This window comes from Flavobacterium bizetiae (assembly GCF_902804475.1).
In the GTDB taxonomy this organism is placed as follows: Bacteria; Bacteroidota; Bacteroidia; order Flavobacteriales; family Flavobacteriaceae; genus Flavobacterium; species Flavobacterium bizetiae.
On sequence record NZ_CADCSU010000109.1, the window covers coordinates 1 to 21,535 of the forward strand.

A 21,535-nucleotide genomic window follows, 5' to 3' on the forward strand; every position below is an offset into this window, starting at 1 on the left:
GATTTATTAAAATAATCATCTGCGCAAATCTGCCTAAATCCTTTTAAAATCTGCGTGAAACAAAAAAATAAAATCTTTTTAATCCTGTAATCTGTAGCAAAAATTTAAACACATATTTTTTCACCCAGATTTCACAGATTGCAGCAGATAATCAAAGATTTAATTTTAAAAATCATCTGCCCAAATCCTTTTTAAAATCTGCGTGAAACAAAAAAATCTGCTTAATCCTGTAATCTGTGGCATAAAAAAAATCACCCTTCCCTACCATAAAGCAAAAGCCTCTTAAAAGAATATATCGCCGGAAGTTTCGGGAAATGTAGTGCGATTCTTTTCTTATACGTATTAATAAAAAGTGCTTTCTCATCGCCATCCAAACGCTCGATATACGGAATCAAAGCCGATCCCGAAATAAAATTATAAAGCGTTTCATGATCGTTCGCGATTATCGGATATACTTTTTGCTGAATCTTAAGATCTTCCAATCCGCCATCAAACAAAATTTGGGCATATTCATCAATACTCAAAACCGGAGAATCTCTTTTATAACCTTTTAGATAGGACTTAAAAGGTTCTTCATCCACCAATTCGGCTAGAATTATATTCAGTTTATTTTCAGGCTGAACCGGCATTTGTACCGCAAATTGCCCTTTTGGATTCACGAGTTTTATCAATTCAGTAAACAAAGTTTCATGATTGTTAGACCATTGCAAAGCCGCATTACTAAAAATCAAATCCCATTTTTCGCCCGACTTCAGCGTTTCTTCGGTAGTTGCTTTTCTAAAATGCAAATTATCCGTTTCTAAAGACTTCGATTGTTCCAGCATTTCTGCCGAAGAATCGACACCCAGAAAATTAGCTTCTGCAAATTTATCCGCCAAAATTGCCGTTTGTTCCCCCGTTCCGCAGCCCAAATCAATCGCTTTCATTCCGCTTACAGGTTCAATAAAATCCGCCAAATCATAAAAAGGCTGATAACGAATATTTTTAAATTTATTATAAATCTCTGGATTCCAAGGCATCTTATTTCATTTTACAATCTTATTGCATCAGGAAAAACTCATGATCAAATAAAATTTAGTTACTAAAAACTAAGATACAAAATTCTAATGGGTTTTATTAGGAGCTATTTCCAGCCATCCACTATATCTTTTATTTTTTTTAAGAAAAAAAATAAAAGAATGCCGCTGCTGTCTGGGCTAGGGAAATCGGTTTCATGAGAAGTGAATTGGAAAATAGAAATCTGTTATTCATTATAACTTCAATTAAAAACAAAAAGACAATACACCTTCAGCATATCGTCTTTTCATTAATTAAATAAATAGTAAAATCTTAAACAGGTAATATAATATGAAATTCAGCGCCAACATCCTCTTCGGCTTTTGAGAAGATAATACCTTTATGATTTTCTACAATTTTTTTTCCAATTGCTAGACCAATTCCGGTTCCGGAGTAGACTTCGTTGTTATGTAACCTTTGGAAGATGGTAAAAATTTTGTTTTCGTATTGTTTGTTAAAACCTATTCCGTTATCCTTTATAATGATTTCGCAATAGCTTAATTTGGGATCTAAGGTAGGGTATTTTTGAACTTGACCCGCGCTCACTTTCTGAGAATATATTTCGACTTTAGAGAGCGAACCGTCGTTTTTATAGAACTTAAGAGCATTGCTTATTAAATTATAAAAAAGCTGGTTCATTTGCAACGGAATCGCATTGATTACAGGCAACAAACCTACTTTTATATCAAGCTTACGTTCTTCGATCATTAACTCAAAATCAACCAGAATATCAGCTAGAATCACGTTTAAATCTGTAGTTACAAATTGTCGGTCAGGATTATTAAGATACGAATATGCCAATAAATCTTTTATAAGCGTATTCATCCTAATGGACGATTTGCTAATTTTTTCGACCAAAACAAGAGCTTCTGCAGAAAAATCTTCATTCATTTCCAGCAGTCGGCTTATAAACATCAATATTTTACGCAAAGGTTCCTGCAAATCATGACTCGCTACATAGGCGTATTCCTGCAATTGAACATTGGCTCCGTGTAAATTCTTAACCGAGCTTTCGAGTTCTTTATTAGCGGTTAACAAATCAGTAGTACGTTCCTCAACTTTTGCTTCTAATTCACTTGATAATATTTGCAGTCTTTTTTCGATGATTCTACGTTCGGTAATATCTTCAATAGCCAATAAAATCAGTTGTTCTTTGCTGTTTTCATTGGTTACTTGTCTGGCATTTAGCAGCATAATACTTTCACCATAAGGCAAAAGATTTACTGATATTTGATAATCATCAAGTTGTGTTTTTTCGGGCAATACTTTTTCAAGCATGGCACGCATCGGAATATTATCAAAAAGGTGATTTTGAATTTCATAAATCAGTTTTCCGCTTGCTTCTTCTTTAGCAATATTGTATTTTTTAGAAAATGCCCTGTTGATATTTTTAATTCTCAAATTAGTATCCAGCACTACTATAGGTTCACGAAGTGTTGCTACAATAGCCTCAGTATAATTTTTAGAAATATTAATTTGCTGCTGTTTGTTTAAAAGCTCCTGATTAATCTGCAAAAGCTCTTCATTACTTGATTGCAGCTCTTCTTTTGAAGTTTCAAGCTCTTCATTCAGACTTTGCAGTTCCTCGCTCCCACTTAGTAATTCTTCGTTAGCGCTTTGCAATTCTTCGTTTGATGCTTCCTGCTCTTCGCTAATCGCATTTACATCATCATGTATTTTTGCCAGTTCTTTTTCGAGCTGGGCAATCTTTCTTAAATTGGCATTTTCGCGAATTTCATCTGCGGTAAATTCACTTGATGATATATCTTCTTTTCTAAGGATACTTTTATAAAATAATACTAAAAAATAAGGTTCAGAAGTATCTTCAAGCAGTCGAATTTCGATTGTAATTTCACTAATTGCTCCTCTGCTTTTTACCTGAATGCCTTCTTTTTTAACCAATGCACCTGATTCTTTGGCTTTATGCCAGATATTTCTAAGTTCGAAAGCCAATCCTTCCCGGGCCATTTTTAGCAAATTAAAAGTCGGTTTTCCGGTAGAAAGTTCAATAAAATCAGCAATCGATCCGTTTATGTGCACGATATCCATTTGTTCATTAACTATGACACTGGCAGGGGTATAATTCGATAATAATACGGCTTCGGCGCTTTTTCTAAAATCTTCTTTAATAATCTCTTTTCTGGGTATATTTGTTTTTAGTGTTTTTAATTTATCATTCGATTCCATACCAGAATGCACAAATCTCCCTGAAACCTGCTTGCGGGTATAAATTTTTCCTGCTTTCTCAAACGGTTGAAAAAGTTCAGCGGCAGGAACAGCAGTTTCGGATTTGCCTAAAAGTAAAAATCCATTTTCTTTCAAGGCATAATGAAAAGTAGTCAGTGATTTTTTTTGTAAAAACGAATCCATGTAAATAAATACATTTCGACAGGTTATCAAATCCATACGGGCAAAAGGCGGATCTGTTAGAAAATTATGAACAGCAAAGATGCATAAATCCCTAATTTGTCTTTTAATTTTATAACCACTTGTGTTAGCTGTAAAATATTTAGTCAGAATGGTCTCAGAAACATTTCGCATTTGCGATTTTCTGTAAAACCCAATTCTTGCTTTGGCTATAGCCACTTCTGAAATATCCGAAGCAAAGATCTGAATTTCTTTTCCCTCCAGATTTTCGCCTAAATATTCATGCAGGGCAATTGCTAAAGTATAAGCTTCTTCTCCGGTAGAACATCCTGCAATCCAGATACGAATAGAATTTCCCTCAGTTACTCTGCTGGTTAATATCGGGAAAACTTTTTCTCTCATTATCTGAAAGATCTTGGTATCTCTAAAAAATTCTGTCACAGGAATCAATAAATCATTAAATAAATCTTCAGACGCGACCTTATCGCCCTGAAGCACTTTTAGATAATCTCTTAGAGTAACTATTTTATTCAGTGCCATTCGTCTGGCAATGCGTCGGCGTATGGTAGTTTGTTTATAATACGTAAAATCAACCCCGCTATGATGACGTAATATTTTAATAATCTCCTGAAAAACTACTTCGTCATTTGGATCATTTTCCTGAATAAAATTCTCTTTTGCTTTGGCGAGTTCAATCAATTTGGCTACGATCTGACTTGGTGATAAAACATAGTCTACCACTCCGGCATTGATGGCGTTTTGTGGCATTTCGCTATTGGCGGCTTCAATATCTTGTGCAAAAGTAATTCCACCATGTTTTTTGATCGCTTTAAGTCCAATTGTACCATCAGATCCGTTTCCGGAAAGTAAAACACCATAAGCAAGATCAAGATGAACCTCTGCCAATGAATTAAAAAAGACGTCTATAGCCTGATTTTTAGTATCTTTTTGACGCGGACTTAATTTAAGAACACCATCGTAAGAGGTTAGCATTTTATTCTCCGGAATAACATATATGTTATTGGGAGCCAAATGAATATCATCAGTAATTTCGTTTATCGGAATTTTTGCAACACGTGATAAAAGTTCTGTAAGCATACTGTCGTGCAACGGATGCAAGTGTTGTACAATGACATAAGCCATTTCAGAATTAGACGGAACTGCTTCTATAAATTGTCTAAAAGCTTCTAGTCCTCCTGCTGAAGCACCAATACCTACAATAGGAAAATCCTGGCGTGTAGCCTTGGGTAAACTGCTTTTTTGCTTATGCATGATTTCAATTTTTAGGTATTAAGGAATAATCTCTAAACAATATTCCATGTAAACGCTTTGAAATCTATACTGTAATGATATAAGATTCAATTTTTGCATGCTTCAACTTTTCCTTCCAATCGGTTTCGATAACCTTTTTTAGCAATTTTTTTAAATCACTAAAAGCGATTGGTTTTATAATATAAGCATTAGCACCTAATCCAAAAGTATTATTAATACCATCGCTAGTTGCTGAAGTTGAATAAATAGCAATCACTGGAACATCTTTAAATCTGGTATCTTCCCGAATTTGCTGAAGGGTTTCAAAACCAGACAAAATAGGCATGTTAAGATCTAAAAAAATAATATCAGGAATACCTAAAGTGTTATCTGCAAGACGGTTTAGAAGTTCTATACCGTTTTTACAAAATTCGACAGGATAATTCAAATTCAGATCTTCTACTGCTTCTGCAAAAAACTCTCTGTCGTCTTCATCATCATCAGTAAGTAAAATCTTTATATTCTCGTTTATGTTCATTGGGGCTATCGTATATATCAAATGTACACTTAAATAAACGGGAATAGGCGAAACATATTTATTTACTCAGGCTTTTGACTTCTACCATACCAACTTATCTCATATATAATCCCTGAAAGTCTACTCTCATTGATAAGAATGTTTTTGATGTGATTAAAAATAATTTTAACAAGTTTAAAATTAAATAGTCTTTTAGCTACATAAAATTAAGAATCGATCAATATCAGAAACCCATTCTAAACTTTCTCGTTTGTAAATACCTGATCAATTCTATATATTTACCCCTTAGCCATTTTTGTTTGGCAATAGAATGAAGTTAAAACCAAAACCACATCTCTTTAACTCTATGAAAAACTTTACTTTACTCCTTTTATCTTTTATCTTATTTAGTTGTTCCGTTTCTAAACCTTCCCCAAAAAATCAATATTCAGATATTATCGATAAAGTCAAAAACATTGATGATAGCATAAATGTGGGGCAAATGACGATTCATAATGCTTTCAAAAATCAAATTCTCGCCCATCGTTCCGGTAAATTCGACAGTTTGACGATTTTAAACAAGGTTTATAAACCTAATAAATATGCTTTCGACAATTGCCTTTCTCAAATATTCGGAGAAGAAAACGGGCTTAAATTCAAACCCAATGGCATTTATTCCTGGAATCGAAACTTATTAAAAGACCATGAAGCGCTCATCAAACAAAAACTTACTGTTTTAGATTCGGTAAACATTAATCAATTGTTTACGAAACATTTAAAAGCATTACAAGAAATTACTGGCCAGAAAGGAAAAGGAAAATGGATGGTATATTTTGGACCTAAAGACTTTCAGATTTTTGGCGGCTGCGATAACAATTCTATGATATTGGATATGTTTGGCTCTGAGTGGAACAGCAAATCGATTGATAAAGTTTTTGCACACGAACTAGAACATTTGCTTTTTAATCCGGCTTTAGAGAAAGATCCAAACGGACAAAAAGGTTTGGGTATTACACTAGATGAAGGATTGGCGGTTTACTTTACTTCTCTGTACTTAAATCAATCTCTGGAAGAAGCTTTGTATGGCGATGATACTAAAATTTTGTTCAGTCGCGAAAAAGAAATTTTCGAAAAACTAGAACCTTATTTTTATAAAACCAACGAAGAAGGCTGTCCTATTTTTAGACATTGCGGAAGAAACAGCGAATGCAAACCCGTTATCGAAAACTTACCCAAAGAAGTCGAAAATGAATTGTGCTATTTTCTGGGCTACAGAATCATTCAAAAATATGCCGAAAAAAATGGAAAAGATTCCTGGAAAGATATTTATACAATACCTTTAAAAGATTTCTTAGAAAAAAGCGGTTATAAAGAATTTATTGCCAGCCTAAAATAAACCATACCAACCGCAATATGTCCCGATTAAGAAGTTTTAATTTAATATCTCAAAAGTTTGTTGCAAAATATGATGATATTCCGTTTATTCAAACCACTCATCAAAGTGATCTAAAATACCATGTAGCTGTAGACGTATTCAATACAGATTACATGACGTCCTTTTTTAGAACCTTTGATGTGTCTGATTTATATGCAATTTACATTTTAAACGAAGAAAATCTTTATTACTATTCGGATTTCAACATTATCTCAAGACATAATTTTTATGGTGCAACAATCATGATCGTTAAGGCCGAATCGGGCTTTTTTAAAAGCATCGAATACAACAATCAAAGTGAACTGGCAACTTCATTTTTCTTTAGAACTGATGCTTTTGAAACGCTAAAAACTGAAGAGATTCTGAGTAAATCTTTGTACGAAAAAGAAATTAGTGCAGGGAGTTTTAGAAAAACGATTGTTGCATGTGATCTTTTGAAACTATTAGACAACATCGACATTAATAGTGTTATGAAATTCTATACGCATAGAACCGAAGCTTCTATAGAAAAGGCTTTAAAACTAAATGATTTTATTTTGGATGAAAACGAGGATTTTATTTCTACAATAGAAATTAGTTCATTCCAGCAGAATAAATAGCCACAACCCGAGCGACAGCGAACAGGCGAAGCAATTACACGAATTTCTTTCTACAATTTATCCACAATCATAGAAAAAATAATTCGCGAAAATTCGTGTAATTTGTGGTAAAATTCATCCTCATAATAATCCCTAAAAATTCGTGAATTCGTGGCTATTATTTTTAAGCCAACCATTACAAAAGAAATTCGTGAAAATTCGTGTAATTAGTGGCAAACTTCCTCTTCCCAAAAAAACACGAGCAATTAAAACCAACCCTCATTTTATTGACCTACATCAAACTTTTGCGTATTAAACAATTCTAGATTTGCTGCTTATTAATTTGAAATACCCAAAACAAATGATCAGCACACTAACATATCCTTTAGAAAAATTTGGTTTAACCAGCATACAACGCGTAGAAAACGCTTTAAAACATCTACAAAACGGAAAAGGAATTTTACTAACCGATGACGAAGACCGCGAAAACGAAGGTGATTTGATTTTCTCGGCACAACATATCAGCGTTCAAAACATGGCCATGATGATTCGCGAATGCAGCGGAATCGTTTGCCTTTGCTTGCCTAACGAAAAAGCCGATCAACTCGAATTGCCGTATATGGTTCAGAAAAACACCAGTAGTTTTCAGACTCCATTTACGATCACAATCGAAGCGAAAGAAGGCGTAACCACGGGAGTTTCGGCAGCAGATCGCATTACCACTATTAAAACTGCAAGCGCCATAAACGCAAAAGCATCAGATTTAGCCAGACCTGGACATATTTTCCCGTTAAGAGCCAAAAACAATGGTGTTCTCGAACGAAACGGACATACCGAAGGAAGCGTAGATTTAATGAAATTAGCCGGTTTGCAACCAGAAGCTGTTTTGTGCGAGTTAATGAATGAGGACGGAACGATGGCTAAACTTGGCAAAATCATTAGCTTTGCAGAACAGCATGATTTGGTAGTATTGTCTATAGAAGATATTATCTATTACCGCAAATTCGTGAGAGATTATAAGTAACAAATGATATACGAGCAACTTAGGGATTATATAAAAGGTCGTATTGAGGTTTCTGATGAAAGCCTCAATACGATTTTATCTTATTTTAAGCCATTAAAACACGCTAAAAACGAATTATTAGTCTCGGCTGGACAAACTAGTCAGCATACGTATTTTGTGGGCAAAGGATGCCTGAGAATCTATTATATCAATGAAGAAGGAAAAGATGTAACCCGATATATTGCTTTCGAAAACCAAATTGCTACAGCATTGGTGAGTTTCATTACCAAAGCGCCTTCAGCAGAATACATTCAGGTGATTGAAAAATCAGAGCTTTTGTATATTAGCCACGAAGATTTTAATCATTTGCTACAAATTGTTCCCGAATGGCTGCAATTTTATTGTCGGTATTTAGAAAGAGCTTACGTCAATAATACCAACAGATTGATGTCGTTTACGACTATGGATGCTCGCGAACGATATCAGCTTTTGCTAAAAATCAATCCCACTATTGTAAAACGTTTGCCAAACAAAATTGTCGCGTCGTACATTAATGTCTCGCAAGAAACGTTAAGCAGATTAAAATCTAAAGTTTGAGTTTGAATTAATCTTAATTCAAATAAATTAAAAATTGAAATGTGCCTTTAGGTACATAATATCGGTAGAAAACAACAATTTAAAGCAAATTTGGCGTGCCGTAGGTACGCAATAGTTTTCGGTATGTTGTATACCTACGGCACACTACGTTTATTTAGAACCTAATTTTACCAATATTGTGTGCCTAAAGGCACGATTGCTAACATTCAACTCTTAAATCGTAATTCAAAACATCTCATACTTTTTTTTAACGAAACATTGTTGCATTTATAAATAAGAATTTTATATTTGTACCAACTTTACCAATAAAGTGCCCATTTTCATTAGAATGAACAAGAAATTTAAAATCCTTAATCTCTTAATGCCGCTGATTGTAGTATTTGCAATACTATTTCCAGCGATACATTCTTATGAACATATACAAAGCCATAATGCTGCACATAAAAATATAACGCAACATTATAACAATACGAAAAGTGAATTTAAAATACACGACCATTCTAACGAAGAATGCGCCATCTGTCATTTTAAATTTAGTCCCGTTGGTACTTTCTCTTTTATCACTTTTCAGTTTTATAAAAATAGTACGATCATTCATTTTGTACATTTTTATTCGAAATCACTTTCTGAATTTTTCAAGGGTTCTCTTTTCTCTCTGAGAGCACCTCCTATTTTCTAAAATCATAAAAAGTAACTCATTTCAATTGAAATTGATGTGTATTTATAGGTTTTAGAATTAAATAATATCGAAAATGTTATTCGCTTTTTCCGGATTCTTACTACTCGTTTTTCTTCAATATTGTATTGATTAGAAAAGTCATTTCCTGTGATTGTATCAAAGATTCTCCTTTTTAGGATAAAACTACTTTGTTCAAAAATCAAATCAGGAGCAATAGTATTTTCCCTTATTTCTATTACTATTAAATTCAACATTCTTGTATTGAATATCGTTTAAACGCTATTAAAATTTGTTTTAAGCTTGCTTTTTAGATTTTACAACTTTTCTCGTCTATCTCAAAAATTGATCGAAGAAATCCTTTTTATATCCTGTTTTCAGGATTTAAAATCGGTTTTCTTACAGGATCTCCTATATCCAATTTTCACTTTAGTAATTCCAATTTTATCAATATGAACCCTTTAAAAATCAATCAAAATGAAGAAAACTAAATCGCTTATTGCTGTATTAATAGGCTTGTTAGCACTTGCTTCTTGTAGCAGCGACAACAACGAAATTGATACCGAATATCCTGTAATTGATATTTCGGCTTCGAATGCATTCCCAATACAATGCAGCGAAATCACGCGTGGACAGAAAATCACTTTCAGGGCAAAATTTACAGATAATGCCGCTTTGGGATCTTACAGTCTCGACATTCACCACAATTTTGACCATCACACGCACAGTACCGAAGTCAATAATTGTGTTGCAGATCCTATCAAAAAGCCTGTAAATCCAATGTTGTATATCAATTCGGTTACTATTCCAAACGGAGAAAAAAGTTATGAAGCCGTTCAAGAAATTACCATTCCAACTGATATCGATCCGGGCGATTATCATTTCATGATTCGCTTGACCGATAAAGAAGGCTGGCAAACCATTAAAGGCTTAAGTATTAAAATTTTATAGTGTTTTTGATGAACGAAAATAAATTAGATCGATTACGCGCATTTTTGCTGTTGTTTTGTTGTTTTGCTATAGTTACAAAGGCTTCAGCACAATCTGTTCGTATATCCGGTAGCGTATTTTCCGACGGTCATAAACCGTTGGATGGCGCTATCGTAACCATTTTTCCGTCTTCGATAAATACCATTACCGATAAAAAAGGTCATTTTTTCTTTACCCAAATTCCTAAAGATTCTAAGAAAATAACGGTCAGTTATTCCGGTCATTCGGTTTACGAAATGGGGCTTTCTTTAGATAAAAATGAAATCCTATTATCTGATATCTTTCTACATCCGGAAGCAAAACAATTACAGGAAGTTGTCATTACAGAAAATTATGAATCCCGTAAAAAGAAACAGGAATCGCTTAATATCGAAAGCGTTAACAGTAGTTTTATTCAGCGAAACCTTGGCGGAAGCCTTATGCAATCATTACAAAGACTTCCAGGCGTAAAAACCATTTCTATTGGTTCAGGAGGCTCGAAACCCTTAATACGTGGACTCAGTTTCAATCAGGTTATTGTGGTCGAAAATGGCATCAAACACGAAGGACAGCAATGGGGTGCAGATCATGGTTTAGAAATCGATCAATATGCCGTAAACAGGGTCGAAATTATCAAAGGGCCTTCTTCATTCATGTACGGATCTGATGCCATTGGCGGCGCGATCAATATAAAACCTGTGCCTTTTCCTGCCCAGCATGTTTTAGGCGGAAGCGTTGATTTTACAGGAAAAAGTAACAACGAACAATTTGGAGGATCGTTTAATTTTTTTGGCCGAAACGAAAAATGGTTCTTTGATACCAGAATCACCGCTATGGATTATGGCGATTACCGCGTTCCTACTGATATCGTGCAGGTTTACAATTATACCGTTCCGCTTTACAAAAATCATTTGCGTAATACAGCCGGAAGGGAGCTCGATTTGCACGGAAGTTTGGGTTATGTTACAGATCGTTTTAAATCGGTTTTTTATGTCAGTAATATTTATACCAAAAGCGGCTTTTTTGCGAATGCCCACGGACTTGAACCGCGAAACGTTGATACGGAACTTCACGACAAATCGAGCCGCGACATTCTTATGCCTCATCAGGAAGTTACGCATACTAAAATTAGTAATACAACTTCCTTTTCGATAGGAACTCATAAACTGGAAACACAATTGGGTTTTCAGCAAAATTTCCGTCGCGAATGGAGCCATTACGTCAATCATGGTTTTATGCCACCACTCTATCCTGACGATATGTATGCGCCAAAAGATCTTGAAAGACAATACGATAAAGAAGTTTTCTCTGTTGCGATCAAAGATGAATTTTCGTTGGGTCAACATCAATTTACGGTAGGTTTAAATGGCGAGCAACAGCAAAATGCTATTAATGGCTGGAGTTTTCTGATTCCTGCTTTTAAGCAATCGAACGCCGGATTATTTGTCTATGATAAATTTCAGCTTAATGATTTGTGGCTGTTGCATGGCGCCATTCGTCTCGATCATGGTCAAATCGAAATGAAAGAATACTACGATTGGTTTCAGAGCGAAATCACAGAAAATGGACAAATCTCGCAGCAATATTTAAAACGATCTCAGGAACTTACCAGATCATTTAATAGTTTCAACTGGTCTGCAGGTGTAAATTATACTCCGGGACAATGGTCACTTAAAGCCAATTTAGGAACAAGTTTTAGAATGCCTATTGCCAAAGAACTGGCTTCAAACGGAGTAAATTATCATTATTTCAGGTTCGAAAAAGGAGATCCTAATTTATCGGCAGAACGGTCTTATCAGTTAGATCTGGGTATCGATTGGCAGGAAAATAAATGGTCGGTACAACTGAGTCCGTTTTTTAATTATTTCCCCAATTACATTTACCTCAATCCAACTTCGCAACACGATATTTATTACGGTGCCGGCAATCAGGTATTTGAATACGAGCAAAGTAAAGTCATGCGTTACGGTGGCGAATTCTCAACACGTTATCAGTTTTTAAAGAATTTAAGCGGTGAGATTCTCGCCGAATATCTGTATTCAGAGCAAATGTCCGGAAGTAAAAAAGGCTATACGCTTCCCTTTTCTCCGCCTGCTTCGGTTTTATTTGGTTTAACCTATAATCCGGAAATAAAGCACTTAAAAGACACTTATTTCTCACTCGATTATCGTTATACAGCGCAACAAAATCAAATTGTTCCTCCCGAAAAGAAAACCGCCAGCAGTAATGTGTTCAATCTCGCAATGGGAACCAAAGCAAAAGCGGGACAACAGGATTTTATCATTAGCCTTCAGGTTCAGAATTTGTTTAATGCCAAATACCTCAATCATACCAGTTTTTACAGGTTGATCGAACTTCCTGAAGCGAGCCGAAACATTATTCTGTCAGTTAAAATTCCCTTTTTAATACATCAATAAATTTAATATGAACTCAATTAACAAACCCAAATTCCTTATGAAAAAAGTAAAATTATTTCTGCTCTTTTTTGTTGTCGCCGCTGCGTTTACGGCCTGTGACAACGACAACGATGATAACAACGAAGTTTTAAAACCAACCGCGACAAACATCGAAATTGGAACCGCCAATAACAAACGAGCTTTGATTGGTCGTGATTTCCATTTTAATGCCGATGTAATTGCCGGAAGCAAAATCGCCGATGTACAATTGAAAATACTACCTAAAAAAGGCGAAAAATACACCAAAGACTGGAAATTCGAATTGTCTTTTGCAGAATACAAAGGCGCTAAAAACACCAATGTACACAAGCATTTTAATATTCCTGCTGATGCGCCCGAAGGTAAATTCGATTTCTCGTTTATTGTTTTGGATGAAAACGGATCACAACTTGAAATTAAAGAGGAAGTTACCATTACAGATCCTGCCAATATGCCTGCTGATCCGCTAATTGGCCGTGATATGCTTTCGCGAAACGACGATCTTATTTACTACATGAATACCTGGGTAGAACCGGAATTGATCTTCAAAAAGAACGATAAAATTACGGCGCATGCACAAGTAAGCCAGATTATGGGCGACGGAATTCTGTATTCTGTTTTAATCAAAAAGAGCCTGAATTATTATCCTGAAAGCATTGATAATCTTGATTTCAAAAAAGTTATAGTGATTTCGAAAGTAGAACACAAAGGGCTTCCGGCAGCTTCTAAAATTGCTACGCTACAAAAGATCAATGATGTCTGGGGCGGCGAAAGTATAGTTGTTGGCGCTGACAAAGATGCCGAAGGAAACCCAACCACTGCAGACAAATCCTGGCAATCTGGCCAATACAATTGGGTTATTCTTTATAAAAACACTACTTACAACTTAAGTATCTACAAATCAATGCCTATTACCATCAATTTTTAATCTGTACATTTTTTAAAACCTAAATTAATTTAAACACGTTTTACCATGAAAAACAATTATTTCAAGCTCGTTTTCCTATTTGCTTTATCCACTTTTGCGGTCTCTTGTAGCAATGACGACGACAATAACACCGAAACTCCGCAAGAAGCACTAACAGAATATAAATATTTACGACTATTACTTTCTGACGAAAAAACAACCGCCATTACACTTGTCAATCCGGTGGATGCGACGATAAGTTCTTTTAATGCAAAATTCGCTAAATCATCGCTTTATACCACAGAATCTGGCCGATATGCCGGACTTGTTCACAGAGCAGACAATACGGTTGAAACATTTGACAGCGGATTCGAAAGCCACGGCGATCACGTTGATGTAGACGGAAATCCTAAATTTGGTGCTTTAACGGGACAATCGCTTTTACCAACTCACTTTAAAAGTAAAATCGGAGAATTACTAACTTTTAATGACGGAGACGGAACTTTATCAGTTGCCAAAGAATCTGAAATTAATACTGCCGGAGCTAAATTCAAAACCATCAATGCCGGTTTATTGGCACATCACGGTGCTATGGCGACTTTCTTAAACGGAAATTATGCGATTACCCAAAAAGACAATTCGGTTGCGGGAACATTGCCGGAAAAAGTAAAAATTATCGATAACACAGGTAAAACGTTATTCGAATCTACTATTGCGACAAAGGGAATCCACGGAAATGCTTCTGACGGAACTTACGCTGTTTTTGGCTCTGCAAGTGGCGTTCTTGTAGTTGAAAGCTCAGGAAAACAAAAACTAATCGCACTTCCAGCAGATTTTGGAGCAGCCTGGTTTGGAACAATTTTAGAAACAAAAGCCAAAGGGAAATTTATAGGATATACTGCTGCAAAAGGCGCTTATTTAATTGATGTTGAAAACAGTACTATTAAACCAATCCTGCAAAGCACTACGATTATGCAGTGTAAAGTAAGTTACAACAACACTAAACTGGGGATTCTATTATTCTCTGGTGAATTCAAGTTATTCAATTTAACGAGCCTTCAGGTTGAAAAAGAAGCAAAAGTAATTCCGGAAACGGCAAGCGATGCGACATCGAAACCACAAATGCAGTTAACAGAGAATTTTGCATACATCACATCGCCAGCAACAGGAGAATTGTTTCAGTTGAACTTATCGAATATGTCAATTGCTAAGAAAATTAAGGTTTCGACTACGCCTTATACGATTACTATTTTAGGTTTTGAGAACAGTAAAAGCCATTAAAATTTTGTTTTTTTTTATTTTGAAGAGAGACTGTCTGTAAAAGGGCAGTCTTTTTTTTTCGTCCTATTTGTCATTGCGAGGAACGAAGCAATCACAATAATAATGGTGACAAAGTAAGTCGTTTTTTTTTATCTATGTTTCTTTTTTTTAGGAGCTAATCCCGCTAATTCGTTACAATCTTTTGTGGCGAACACCGCCACAAAAGATTGTAACGAATTAGCGGGGCTAGGGCACTCGGTTTCATAAGAGCATTTTTTGTCTAGTTTGTCATCCTGAGGAACGAAGGATCACACGCGAAACTCGACAAAGATTGGTTCTTTACTCTACGGAGTTTCTAGTGTGATCCCTCGTTCCTCGGGATGACAAAAATGAGCATAAATCTTTGTCAAAGTTTAAATGCCAAACATAAAAAAAAACCAGCGAAAACCCGTTTTAACCCGCATAATCCGTGGCAAAAATTATACATAAAAAAAGCCGGACAAAATCCAGCTTTACTTTTTATGATTCGCAACTACTGCAAGTTACCAAACTTGTAACTAATTCTTTAGATACACTTTGGCTGCGTTGGTAATACAAACTTTTGATTCCTAATTGCCATGCTTCGATAAGCAAACGGTTCACTTCTTTAATTGGTAAATCTGAAGGGATATTCAAATTGATGCTTTGTCCCTGATCTACATATTTCTGACGGATCGATGCTTGCTGCACAATCTCTAACTGACTTATTTCTTTAAAGGTTTTAAAAACGTCTTTTTCGTTTTGAGTCAATTGGCTCATATGTTGAACGCTACCGCCATTCAGCATGATTTCTCTCCAAACCTCTTCGTTGTCAAGACCTTTTTCTTCTAATAATGCTTTAAGATATTTGTTCTTACGCATAAAATTACCTTTGCTCAAACCAGCTTTGTAGTAATTACTGCTAAAAGGCTCAATTCCTGGTGAAGTTTGTCCTAAAATAGCCGATGATGAAGTCGTTGGAGCAATTGCCATTGTCGTGGTATTACGTCTTCCGTATCCTTTTAGCAATTCTGGTTCGCCATAAATACGGGCCAAATCCTGAGTCGCTTTATCGGCTTTGTCACTAATATGTTTGAATATTTCTGTCGTTTTCATTTTGGCTTCAAGACCTTCAAACGGAATCATATTTTTTTGTAAATACGAATGCCATCCTAAAACTCCTAATCCAAGCGCGCGGTGTCTTTTTGCAAAACGATTCGCTGCTGCCAAATAATAGTTTCCTTCGGTTTTTTCGATGAATTCCTGTAGAACTGCATCAAGGAAAAAGATCGCTAACTTAACAGCTTCAGTATCTTTCCACTCTTCGTAAAGCTCCAGGTTCATTGACGAAAGGCAGCAAATAAATGATTCATCAAAACTTGATGGCAACATGATTTCGCTACACAAATTACTGGCATTAATACGCAGGTTTTTATCTTTATAAACTTGTGGTTTGTTCTTGTTTACGTTGTCGCTAAAAAAGATATAAGGCAATCCTTTTTGCTGACGGCTTTCAAGAACTTTAGCCCAAACTTGTCTTTTATCGGCATCTCCATCAATCATTTCCTGCATCCAGTAATCTGGCACACAGATTCCAGTAAACAAGTTCTGAATTGGATTTCCGATGCTTTTTATCTTCAAAAATTCTTCGATATCCGGGTGATCTACGTCTAAATAAGCCGCAAAAGCACCTCGGCGAACGCCACCTTGAGAAATGGTATCCATTGTAGTATCAAAAAGTTTCATGAAACTTACTGCTCCACTACTCTTTCCGTTATCGGTTACGGCACTTCCTCTTTCGCGCAATTCTCCAAAATATCCGGATGTTCCACCACCAATTTTGGTTTGCATGATTACTTCGCCTAATTTATGTGTAATTCCTTCTATTTCATCCGGAACGTGAACGTTAAAACAAGAAATTGGCAAACCGCGTTCTGTTCCCATATTGGCCCAAACCGGAGAGCTAATACTCATCCAGCCGCGTTCGATCATTTCTACAAAAGACTCTTTTAACTCGGGTTTGTACAATCTTTTTGCTGCAGCGGTACAAATTCTGTCAATTGCACCTTCTACAGTTTCACCTTTTAAAAGATAGCCACGATTTAAAATTTGTTCACTTTCAGAGTTTTTCCACCACATTTTATTGCCTGCTTCGCTTAGCGGAGCGCTGTTTCCTGAAATTGTATCTATTGTATTCATAATTGTAATTTGCTGTTTTTAGAAAAGGTCGTTTGCGGTAATACTTTTGTCGTGTTTTGTATATTCTACAGGTCTTTTCGCAAAGAAATCATCAAGGCTGTTGGCAAAAACTTCCTCTTCAAACCATGCCATTGCTTTATAATCATCGGCAGGAACATTAAATATTGTTGGAATATTGATTTGAGTTAAACTTTCGTCGATTCTGAATTTCATGAAGTTTACTAAATCTGCTTTTTTGATTGTTTCGATTTCACCATCCTCAAAAATCCAGTCTAAAATGTCTGCTTCTACGTTGATTGAATCCTTAACTGTTTCTCTAATAAGCGTTAAAGTTTCTTCATCGAAATAATCCGGGAATTCTTCGCGTATTTTGTTTACAATGTAAATTCCTCCATTAGCATGAATTTGTTCGTCTATCGATGTCCAGGCGATAATATTACTCACATTTTTCATGTATCCTTTGAATCTTGTAAACGATAATAAAATCGCAAACTGACTAAAAAGTGATACGTTTTCGATTAGAATACTGAACAATATTAAGGAAACGACATATTTTTTATTGTCCTGAGATTTGGTATCTTTTAAAACATTCGAAAGATAATCGACACGTTTTCGGATCACCGGAATCTCCATTAGTTTTTCAAATTCATCATTATATCCTAAAACTTCTAAAAGACGTGAATAAGCCTCAGAATGTCTGAATTCACACTCGGCAAAAGTACTTCCTAAACCATTGAATTCCGGTTTTGGGAAATGCTCGTAAATGTTACCCCAAAAACTTTTAACAGCTACCTCTATCTGAGCAATTGCCAGTAAACTATTTTTGATCGCTGTTTTTTCAGCTGCATTTAAATGAGAATGAAAATCCTGAGTATCAGCAGTAAAATCGACCTCAGTATGAACCCAATAGGCTTTGTTTATGGCTTCTGTAAATTGCAATACCTCCGGATACTCAAAAGGTTTATAATTGATTCTTTTATCGAATATAGACATATGTATAGTATTAAATGGTGACTTATTTAAATAAAAATGATGCGTTTATTTGGGGGATTTCAACGACATTTCTACACCTACAAAATTAACCCACAGATCTTCGTTGCACCAAGTTTTGATGTTAAAAAACCGAGCAATTATCAACAGGTCATGACCTCTTGAAATTGATATGAAATTTGGTTTTTATCAACAGCCTCAAAATATTCCGTAACACCCAAAACATCAGCTATTTAAAATAGATCTAAATAAAGTTATCAACAGAAAAAGACATCCGAATACTACTTTCAAAAAAAACAGTTATCAACAATCAAGTTCTAAAAAATAAGCTTTTTACTATAAAAAACTGATTTTATCAAAAATAATTATGTCTCGAAACTTGATTTTTACTTTTACTTGAATTCCTTGATAATGGAGTAAAAGGACATCTTAAAAAAACAAATAAATAATTGATTTCAAACATCTTAACTTAATAATTTTAAAAGTTTAAATTTATTTTGATTTAATAAAAACTTAAAAAAAAGAACAATTTTCAGCATAGTTTCAATCAAAATAGCTCATATTTAAAAGTTACTGTAATTTTGCGATACTTAAAAGACGAAATCATGATTATTAGAAAAGCAACAATTGACGATTCAGAACTTATTGCAAAATATTTATTGCTGGCAATGGAGGAAATTATTTATAAATTTATTGATGAAAGAGATCCAAAAACGGCTTATTATTTCCTGCTTCATTTTGTTGAATCTGAAAACAATCAATACTCCTATCAGAATTGTTTTGTAGCTGAAGAAAACGAAGAAATTATCGGTGCAGTTTCAGTTTACGACGGAGGAAAATTGCACGAATTGAGAAAGCCTATTGTTGATTACGTGCGCCTGAATTTTAATCCTGATTTTAGTCCTGAAAACGAAACGCAAAGTGATGAATTTTATATTGATTCATTAGGCGTAAGCCCAAACCATCAGGGAAAAGGGATTGGTTCTAAAATGCTGCAATTTCTAATCGAAGAATTTGTAACCAAAAATAAACAGACTTTAGGTTTATTGGTAGAGGAAGAAAATCCGGGCGCTAAAAAACTGTACTTAAAATTAGGTTTTAAAGTTATTGGAGAGAAAACTTTGGTGGGGAAAAAACTAGAACATCTTCAGATTTCTTAATTTTTTGTTTCAGGTTTCAGGTTTTAATGAATGCTGATGTATTTTTAACCGCAAAGAACGCTAAGGTTTACGCGAAGTTCGCAAAGTTTAAATAAAGCTTTGCGAACTTTGCGCTTTTATAAACGTTCCTGAAATAAAAAAACTTTGCGATCATTGCGGTTTAATGATTAAGCACAAAGTAAGAAAGTTTAAACACAAAGCTTTGCGAACTTTGCGTTTTCTAACCGTACAGAAAAATAAAAAAACTTTGCGCGCTTTGCGGTTAAATCTACGTAACGAGAAACATTCTTCTCTCTTAACAAGATTTTTACTAAACGACTACCCGAAATATGTGTTAAGATTTCATAACTCTAAGTGTATCAGTCAAAAAGTTTTATATTTGCACACGAAAAAAAATTATTACCCTATTGCAATTAAGGACTTCGATGCTCCTTAATTTTTTTTATTACACTTTGAAATTTACTTTAAAAAATACCTTTTCCGGCAGGAACTTCTTCATTTTAGGAATCATTTTCGTTTTTCTTACGCTGCTTTCCATTTATATATTGAGTGGATTAATGACTCAGGTCACCGAAAAATCGAATGCTGAAAGCTCACAACGCAGTTTTGTAAAAAAACAAGAAGTTATTGCTCAGGAATTATCGCGCTTTTTGGAGACTAAAAATGAACTGAAACGAATTGCAGATATTAGCAACGCCAAAAACTTATCTGATAATTTAAAAGTTTTAAGTAACATTCATGCCAATGACAGTCTGGTAAAGAATAACTGGTTTCAGATCGACAATCAAAAGATAGAGTTTACCGTTTCTAAAAATAATAGCCAGCTGGAAAATTCTATAAAAGAGTTTGTGGCTAAAAACAGAGATCTTAATCAATCTAATACTATTGTCGAAGATCCTGAAAACTTTTTCTGGCGCATTTATTATAAGTATACCACTGCAAACGGAACTGTAATACGATATGGTTATGATATCGACTTAAAATCGCTTCAGACGTATTTCTCGACCATCGATCAAAAAGCGCCTAACTATGCTTTTGTGTTTGATAAAAAAGGAACAATCATTTATCATCCGGAAGTAAAATTACTTAAAAAGAACATTTTTAAACTGACGAATATAGCGCCTCAGGATACTACTTTTACTAAAAGAGAAGGTTTTAGCAAGAGAATCGCTCCATCAGAATATTTGTTTTTAGATATTGTAAGATATACCAAACGCCTGAATGTAAAGGGAACAAACTGGTATATCGCAGTAAATTTTCCGAGGGAAATTTCGAACGAAGATGTAAATGCGGTAAAACAATATGCATATCTCATTTATATTATTACTACGGCCATTTTAATTGTTTTCTTTTATTTGTTTACCATTTTTACGCGCAGAACTTTTCAGGAAAAAGAAATCCTGGCACAGGAAAAAAACAAGCTTCTTTTAGAGAACGAAATGATCAATAAAGAGAAAGCCCTGATTCAGTTGCAACATTTAAAAGAGCAAATAAATCCGCACTTTTTGTTCAATTCGCTCAATTCGCTTTATATGCTTATCGATGGTAACACGGCTATGGCACGAAAATTTACATTAAACCTTTCTAAAATTTACAGGTATCTTATAAATCCTCCGGTTAATAATATTGTTACGGTTCAGGAAGAATTGCTTTTTATAGAGAAATATATCTTTTTGCAACAAACCCGTTTTACCGAAGAATTTGTTTTTACCATAAATATAGAAGACGAAAGTTTTCTGGCGAAAAAAGTGCCTTATCTGGCTTTTCAGATTGCTGTAGAAAATGCGATCAAGCATAATATCGCCTCTGAAGAAACGCCATTAAAAATAACAATTAACATTAACGAAAACGTTGTAATTATTACCAATAATTTAAACGAAAAGCAAAACTTCGGGAAAGAATCTAAGTTTGGTCACAAATATTTAGAAAGTATTTATAAATACTACTCTAAAGACAATTTTAAAGCCTACAAAAAAGACGGCGATTTTACTTGCATTTTACCTTTAATTGGATAAAAAAAAACATTCACTCCCGAAAAAAAGCCACTCACTCCATTTTGCTTTTTTTAACGTAATCCATGCAATATTTTTAGCCAAAAATTAACCTAAACTTAACTT

16 protein-coding genes are annotated in these 21,535 nt (G+C 34.7%); 10 read left to right on the forward strand and 6 right to left on the reverse strand.

The window, feature by feature from the left end; translation table 11 throughout:
- Positions 1-251 precede the first annotated feature (251 nt).
- The 3 genes from FLACOL7796_RS15305 to FLACOL7796_RS15315 form a co-directional block, all read right to left on the reverse strand.
- The gene (locus tag FLACOL7796_RS15305) at positions 252-1,019 is read right to left on the reverse strand and encodes a methyltransferase domain-containing protein (RefSeq protein ID WP_173971606.1); all 768 of its coding nucleotides are present in this window, start codon (positions 1,017-1,019) and stop codon (positions 252-254) included.
- A gap of 310 nt (positions 1,020-1,329) precedes the next feature.
- A complete protein-coding gene (locus FLACOL7796_RS15310) occupies positions 1,330-4,695 on the reverse strand; it encodes a CheR family methyltransferase (RefSeq protein WP_173971607.1) in 3,366 nt (1,121 codons plus the stop codon).
- 64 nt (positions 4,696-4,759) lie between these two features.
- On the reverse strand, positions 4,760-5,212 hold the full coding sequence (locus FLACOL7796_RS15315; RefSeq protein WP_173971608.1) for a response regulator: 453 nt from the start codon (positions 5,210-5,212) through the stop codon (positions 4,760-4,762).
- A gap of 346 nt (positions 5,213-5,558) precedes the next feature.
- Between FLACOL7796_RS15315 and FLACOL7796_RS15320 the strand changes: the two genes are divergently transcribed.
- The 4 genes from FLACOL7796_RS15320 (at position 5,559) to FLACOL7796_RS15335 (ending at position 8,804) form a co-directional block, all read left to right on the forward strand.
- Entirely contained in the window at positions 5,559-6,587 is a 1,029-nt protein-coding gene (locus tag FLACOL7796_RS15320; protein ID WP_173971609.1) for a DUF2268 domain-containing putative Zn-dependent protease, read from the forward strand.
- A gap of 17 nt (positions 6,588-6,604) precedes the next feature.
- A complete protein-coding gene (locus FLACOL7796_RS15325) occupies positions 6,605-7,225 on the forward strand; it encodes a hypothetical protein (RefSeq protein ID WP_173971610.1) in 621 nt (206 codons plus the stop codon).
- 340 nt (positions 7,226-7,565) lie between these two features.
- Positions 7,566-8,228, forward strand: a complete 663-nt coding sequence (gene ribB / locus FLACOL7796_RS15330; RefSeq protein ID WP_173971611.1) for a 3,4-dihydroxy-2-butanone-4-phosphate synthase — start codon at positions 7,566-7,568, stop codon at positions 8,226-8,228.
- A gap of 3 nt (positions 8,229-8,231) precedes the next feature.
- Entirely contained in the window at positions 8,232-8,804 is a 573-nt protein-coding gene (locus FLACOL7796_RS15335; RefSeq protein WP_173971612.1) for a Crp/Fnr family transcriptional regulator, read from the forward strand.
- Between the two features lie 388 nt (positions 8,805-9,192).
- Here FLACOL7796_RS15335 and FLACOL7796_RS15340 read toward each other — a convergent pair whose 3' ends face one another.
- A complete protein-coding gene (locus tag FLACOL7796_RS15340) occupies positions 9,193-9,402 on the reverse strand; it encodes a hypothetical protein (RefSeq protein ID WP_173971613.1) in 210 nt (69 codons plus the stop codon).
- A gap of 555 nt (positions 9,403-9,957) precedes the next feature.
- On the opposite strand from FLACOL7796_RS15340, the gene FLACOL7796_RS15345 reads away from it, so the two are divergent.
- From FLACOL7796_RS15345 to FLACOL7796_RS15360, 4 genes are read left to right on the forward strand one after another with little or no spacing between them, the layout of a single operon-like run.
- On the forward strand, positions 9,958-10,431 hold the full coding sequence (locus tag FLACOL7796_RS15345) for a DUF4625 domain-containing protein (protein ID WP_173971614.1): 474 nt from the start codon (positions 9,958-9,960) through the stop codon (positions 10,429-10,431).
- A gap of 8 nt (positions 10,432-10,439) precedes the next feature.
- Positions 10,440-12,866: a TonB-dependent receptor gene (locus FLACOL7796_RS15350; protein ID WP_232067388.1), complete on the forward strand. Its 2,427-nt coding sequence runs from the start codon at positions 10,440-10,442 to the stop codon at positions 12,864-12,866.
- 37 nt (positions 12,867-12,903) lie between these two features.
- Positions 12,904-13,812: a DUF4625 domain-containing protein gene (locus FLACOL7796_RS15355; RefSeq protein ID WP_173971615.1), complete on the forward strand. Its 909-nt coding sequence runs from the start codon at positions 12,904-12,906 to the stop codon at positions 13,810-13,812.
- Between the two features lie 45 nt (positions 13,813-13,857).
- Positions 13,858-15,072, forward strand: coding sequence for a hypothetical protein (locus tag FLACOL7796_RS15360; protein ID WP_173971616.1), 1,215 nt, complete (start codon positions 13,858-13,860; stop codon positions 15,070-15,072).
- A gap of 498 nt (positions 15,073-15,570) precedes the next feature.
- Here the strand turns inward: FLACOL7796_RS15360 and FLACOL7796_RS15365 are convergent, their stop codons facing one another.
- Both FLACOL7796_RS15365 and FLACOL7796_RS15370 read right to left on the reverse strand, forming a co-directional pair.
- Positions 15,571-17,268, reverse strand: coding sequence for a ribonucleoside-diphosphate reductase subunit alpha (locus FLACOL7796_RS15365; protein ID WP_173971617.1), 1,698 nt, complete (start codon positions 17,266-17,268; stop codon positions 15,571-15,573).
- Positions 17,269-17,286: 18 nt separating this feature from the next.
- Positions 17,287-18,261, reverse strand: a complete 975-nt coding sequence (locus tag FLACOL7796_RS15370; protein WP_173971618.1) for a ribonucleotide-diphosphate reductase subunit beta — start codon at positions 18,259-18,261, stop codon at positions 17,287-17,289.
- A gap of 602 nt (positions 18,262-18,863) precedes the next feature.
- Here FLACOL7796_RS15370 and FLACOL7796_RS15375 point away from each other — a divergent pair.
- Together FLACOL7796_RS15375 and FLACOL7796_RS15380 are read left to right on the forward strand one after the other, a co-directional pair.
- A complete protein-coding gene (locus FLACOL7796_RS15375; RefSeq protein WP_173971619.1) occupies positions 18,864-19,418 on the forward strand; it encodes a GNAT family N-acetyltransferase in 555 nt (184 codons plus the stop codon).
- A 557-nt stretch (positions 19,419-19,975) separates the two neighbouring features.
- On the forward strand, positions 19,976-21,433 hold the full coding sequence (locus tag FLACOL7796_RS15380) for a histidine kinase (protein WP_232067389.1): 1,458 nt from the start codon (positions 19,976-19,978) through the stop codon (positions 21,431-21,433).
- Positions 21,434-21,535 lie beyond the last annotated feature (102 nt).

Bases quoted from the DNA above. Each gene is read 5' to 3' on its own strand.
- FLACOL7796_RS15370 (WP_173971618.1), bottom strand. From the start codon at position 18,261: ATGTCTATATTCGATAAAAGAATCAATTATAAACCTTTTGAGTATCCG.
- FLACOL7796_RS15315 (WP_173971608.1), bottom strand. From the start codon at position 5,212: ATGAACATAAACGAGAATATAAAGATTTTACTTACTGATGATGATGAA.
- FLACOL7796_RS15305 (WP_173971606.1), bottom strand. From the start codon at position 1,019: ATGCCTTGGAATCCAGAGATTTATAATAAATTTAAAAATATTCGTTAT.
- FLACOL7796_RS15340 (WP_173971613.1), bottom strand. From the start codon at position 9,402: ATGAATGATCGTACTATTTTTATAAAACTGAAAAGTGATAAAAGAGAA.
- FLACOL7796_RS15350 (WP_232067388.1), top strand. From the start codon at position 10,440: ATGAACGAAAATAAATTAGATCGATTACGCGCATTTTTGCTGTTGTTT.
- ribB (WP_173971611.1), top strand. From the start codon at position 7,566: ATGATCAGCACACTAACATATCCTTTAGAAAAATTTGGTTTAACCAGC.
- FLACOL7796_RS15345 (WP_173971614.1), top strand. From the start codon at position 9,958: ATGAAGAAAACTAAATCGCTTATTGCTGTATTAATAGGCTTGTTAGCA.
- FLACOL7796_RS15325 (WP_173971610.1), top strand. From the start codon at position 6,605: ATGTCCCGATTAAGAAGTTTTAATTTAATATCTCAAAAGTTTGTTGCA.
- FLACOL7796_RS15380 (WP_232067389.1), top strand. From the start codon at position 19,976: ATGACTCAGGTCACCGAAAAATCGAATGCTGAAAGCTCACAACGCAGT.
- FLACOL7796_RS15355 (WP_173971615.1), top strand. From the start codon at position 12,904: ATGAAAAAAGTAAAATTATTTCTGCTCTTTTTTGTTGTCGCCGCTGCG.
- FLACOL7796_RS15365 (WP_173971617.1), bottom strand. From the start codon at position 17,268: ATGAATACAATAGATACAATTTCAGGAAACAGCGCTCCGCTAAGCGAA.
- FLACOL7796_RS15310 (WP_173971607.1), bottom strand. From the start codon at position 4,695: ATGCATAAGCAAAAAAGCAGTTTACCCAAGGCTACACGCCAGGATTTT.
- FLACOL7796_RS15320 (WP_173971609.1), top strand. From the start codon at position 5,559: ATGAAAAACTTTACTTTACTCCTTTTATCTTTTATCTTATTTAGTTGT.
- FLACOL7796_RS15375 (WP_173971619.1), top strand. From the start codon at position 18,864: ATGATTATTAGAAAAGCAACAATTGACGATTCAGAACTTATTGCAAAA.
- FLACOL7796_RS15360 (WP_173971616.1), top strand. From the start codon at position 13,858: ATGAAAAACAATTATTTCAAGCTCGTTTTCCTATTTGCTTTATCCACT.
- FLACOL7796_RS15335 (WP_173971612.1), top strand. From the start codon at position 8,232: ATGATATACGAGCAACTTAGGGATTATATAAAAGGTCGTATTGAGGTT.